The organism is Streptomyces sp. NPDC006655 (assembly GCF_040703965.1).
In the GTDB taxonomy this organism is placed as follows: Bacteria; Actinomycetota; Actinomycetes; order Streptomycetales; family Streptomycetaceae; genus Streptomyces.
In genome coordinates this window covers 72,596-76,045 of the sequence record NZ_JBEYJU010000042.1, presented here as the reverse complement: position 1 = coordinate 76,045, position 3,450 = coordinate 72,596, and the positions used below count along the sequence as shown (strand labels likewise).

The window sequence follows — 3,450 nt, the reverse complement described above, 5'->3', positions numbered from 1 at the left end:
GAGAAACTCGACCAGGAGTGGGACAACTGGACCGCCCACGACGACACCTACGTCGTCGACGGCGAGAACGTCGTCGTCCTCGCCCGCTACACCGCCGTCAACAAGGCCACCAGCAAGCCGATCGACGTCCGCGTCGCCCACCACTTCACCGTCCGCGGCGGACTCATCGTCCGCTTCGAACAGTTCGCCGACACGGCGCCCGTCCGCGACGCCATGAAGCACTGACGCGTCCCGGGTCGTCAGGCTGTCGCAGCCGAACCCCCGTCACTCAAGGAAGCTCCGGATGAACCCCATTGTCGTGCTGGTGCACGGCGCCATGCACACTCCTTGGATCTTCGGCCCCCTGCGCGAACGACTCACCGCCCGAGGTGTATCTTCCCGCACCGTGCAGTTGCCCAGCAGCAACCCCGACAGCGCTGCCGCCCAGGGGCTGACCGAGGATGCAAGGGCCGTACGTGCCGCGATCGACTCCGTCGACGGGCCCGTCGTTCTGGCCGCCCACTCCTACGGCGGTGTCCCCGCGACCTGGGCCGCCGCCGAGACAGCTCAAGTCACCGAACTGGTCCACCTGGCCGCCTTCGCGCTGAGTCCCGGCACCTCCATGATCGAGTGGATGGGCGGAGACTTCCCGCCCGACTGGCTCCACTCGCCCGACGGCCTCGCCGTGAAGGCCGGAGACCCCGAGCAGTCGATCTTCAGCGGCGTGGACCCCCGGCTGGCCGCCGAAGCCGTCGAACGACTCAACTGGCAGGGCATTCGCGCCTTCACCGAGCAACTCGGCGCCGCCCCCACCGACATCCCCCTCACCTATGTCGTGGCCACGGAGGACCCGGCCCTGCCACCGTCCGTCCAGGAGGAGTGGGCCGCCAGGGCCACGCACATCGCCCGCGTCCCCTCCGGCCACTCACCGCATCTGTCGCACCCCGACGAGGTCGCAGCCGTCCTGGCCGAAGCCGCCGCACGGGCCGCCGGAGCGGCGTAGCGCTGCCCACCCCGATTCCCGTCAACCCGAAAGGTCCCTCACAACCTTCTGTTCCGTAGCTCTGTAGAGATCGGTCATTGGAGGTCATACGGGCTACGGGGAGGGTCGTACAGCAAGATCCCGAGCCCCGCCGTAACTGACCTCGATCGGGCGAGCGGCGACGAGCAGGCGCTGGTTTAACGCGATGTCGGTGCTGGGGTGTCAGGTGTTGTCACGTCACTCCAGTCCGGCGTCGCCGTCGAAGGACGGCGCGCCTCAGGTCGGACAGCTGTTGCGCATGAGGTGGGTGTGGATCATGGGGCGGGTCATCCTCGTATGTTCCAGACGAGGGGGGCTTTGCGGGTCCAGGTGTCGTCCTCGATCGTCTGGACGAGGAACTGGGCGAGGTCGGCGCGGTTGATCCGGGCGCCGGGCTTTTCGGTGCCGGCCTCCGCGGCCCGTACGGGACCACTCAGGGGCTTGTCGGTCAGGGTGACGGCACGGGCCAGGGTCCAGTCGATGCCGGACGAGGCGCGGACGACCTGGTCGAGGCCGGTGTGGTCCTCGAAGCCCGCCTTGATGTTCGACAGCTTGATGAACGCCTTGACCAGCAGGTTGAGCCGGGCCCAGTCGTCGCCCGCGCCCTGCGTGGACGTCAGCGCGATACGGCGGATGCCCTGCTCGCCCATGACGGTGAGCGTGTGGCGGGCGGCCTCGGTCATGAACATCGGCGGGCTGACCGGCTTGGCCCACGGGTTGTCGGAGGCGCGGCCGTTGTTCAGCGCGCTGATCACTGCCTCGGTGCCTTCGGCGGCCCGGCGGATGTCGTCGATGTTCGCAGGGGTGCCCTGGATCAGCTCGACGCCGGCCGGTGCCTGCACCGTGTCGGGGTCGCGGACCAGGGCGCGTACGCGGTGGCCGCGCCGGGCCGCGTGCTCCAGGACGTGGGCGCCGGTACGGCCGCTGCCGCCGAGGACCAGGAGGTTGCTCATGGTGATCAAATGCCTTTCGGGCAGTGCAGGGGAGTGAGGGGTGAAGGTCAGCTGCGGGCCGGTACGGCGCAGCCGTCGGGGCCGGGGACCGCAGCGTCGCCGTCGGTGCCGAGGGTGAGCGGGTGGGACTCGTCCCAGGCCGTGCGCAGCACGTCGAGAAGGCCGTCGCTGTCCTGCGCGCCGGGGATGGCGTACCTGCCGTCGACGACGATGAAGGGCGCGCCGGTGGCGCCCAGGCGCTGGGCGCGGGCGGCATCGTCGCTCACCTGACGCTGGTAGCGGTGCTCGGTGAGCGCCCGGCGGGTGCCCTCGCGGGCCAGGCCGATCTCCTGGCCCAGGTCGAGCAGGTCGGCCATGCTGAAGACGGGGCGGCCCTGGCCGAAGTAGGCGCGGAAGATCGCGTCCCAGGCTTCGCGGTTCCTGCCCTCGGCGGAGGCGTGGGCGAGGAACTCGTGCGCCAGGCCGGTGTTGCCGACCAGGTTGTCCAGCACCTTGTAGGGCCGGAGTCCCTCGGCCTCGGCCAGCGCCTCGATCCGACGCGTGGATGCCTCGGCCTGGGAGCCGCTCATGCCGTGCCGGCGCAGCAGCGCGTCACGGACGCTGAACGTCTCATCCACGGGGAAGGAACTGCTCAGCGGGAACGAGTGGTGGACGACCTCCACCTCGTCGCCGTGCTCGAACCGCTCCACGGCCCGGTCCAGACGGTGGCTGCCCAGTCCGCACCAGGGGCAGGTGACCTCGGCCCAGACCTCGATCTTCATGACGCGCCTCCCGTGCCTGCGCTTGATTCCTACGTTTTGTTCGTAACGTCATGATGGGCCAGTATGGAAGGCGACACAAAAGGCACATCGGTGTTCGTACCGGAGAGGAATGTGCGTCATGGCGGTCACCGGCAGTTCGGGCGGCGCGGCGGCGGTGGGGCCCTGTGCCCGCATCCCCGCCGAGCACATGGAGTTCATCCGGCAGGTCCTCGACCGCGTCGGCGACAAGTGGAGCCTGCTGCTCATCGCGGTGCTGGAGGCCGGCCCGCTGCGCTACACCGACCTGCAGCGCCAGGTCCCCGGAATCTCCCAGCGGATGCTCACCCTCACGCTCCGCCAGCTCCACGAGGACGGTCTGATCACCCGCACCGCATACGCGGAGGTTCCACCACGCGTCGAGTACTCCCTCACCCCGCTGGGCCGCGGCCTCCACGAGATCGTGACATCCCTGATCGGCTGGGCCACCGACCACCACGACGAGATCCGCGCGCACCGGGCCTGCGCTGCGGCACCAGCAGCCCGGTCCTGACCGCAGGATCAGCGATCGGCTGTCGGCGCCGGGCGCAGTGACCTGCCCCGAACCTGCCGCCCTGGCCAAGCCAGGTGCTGATGGTGATATGCGCGGCGCAGATACCGGGAGGCCGGGAGGCCGGGAGGCCGGGAGGCCGGGAGGCCGGGAGGCCGGGAGGCCGGGAGGCCGGGAGGCCGGGAGGCCGGGAGGCCGGGAGGCCGGGAG

The 3,450-nt window shown here is 70.2% G+C and carries 5 protein-coding genes; 3 read left to right on the top strand and 2 right to left on the bottom strand.

Annotated elements, in window-relative coordinates; genetic code table 11:
- Positions 1-225 (top strand): nuclear transport factor 2 family protein (locus tag AB0958_RS24270; RefSeq protein ID WP_366892555.1); only part of this gene is annotated, 225 nt, incomplete at its 5' end.
- 58 nt (positions 226-283) lie between these two features.
- Positions 284-982, top strand: coding sequence for an alpha/beta hydrolase (locus tag AB0958_RS24265; protein ID WP_366892554.1), 699 nt, complete (start codon positions 284-286; stop codon positions 980-982).
- A gap of 305 nt (positions 983-1,287) precedes the next feature.
- Here the strand turns inward: AB0958_RS24265 and AB0958_RS24260 are convergent, their stop codons facing one another.
- Both AB0958_RS24260 and AB0958_RS24255 read right to left on the bottom strand, forming a co-directional pair.
- Positions 1,288-1,953 carry an NAD(P)H-binding protein gene (locus AB0958_RS24260; protein WP_366892553.1) on the bottom strand — a complete coding sequence of 222 codons (666 nt, stop codon included), beginning with the start codon at positions 1,951-1,953 and terminating at the stop codon, positions 1,288-1,290.
- A 47-nt stretch (positions 1,954-2,000) separates the two neighbouring features.
- Positions 2,001-2,714 (bottom strand): DsbA family oxidoreductase, encoded by a 714-nt coding sequence (locus tag AB0958_RS24255; RefSeq protein WP_366892552.1) that lies wholly within the window; start codon positions 2,712-2,714, stop codon positions 2,001-2,003.
- 118 nt (positions 2,715-2,832) lie between these two features.
- Between AB0958_RS24255 and AB0958_RS24250 the strand changes: the two genes are divergently transcribed.
- Positions 2,833-3,243 carry a helix-turn-helix domain-containing protein gene (locus AB0958_RS24250; protein ID WP_366892551.1) on the top strand — a complete coding sequence of 137 codons (411 nt, stop codon included), beginning with the start codon at positions 2,833-2,835 and terminating at the stop codon, positions 3,241-3,243.
- The last annotated feature ends 207 nt before the right edge of the window (positions 3,244-3,450 follow it).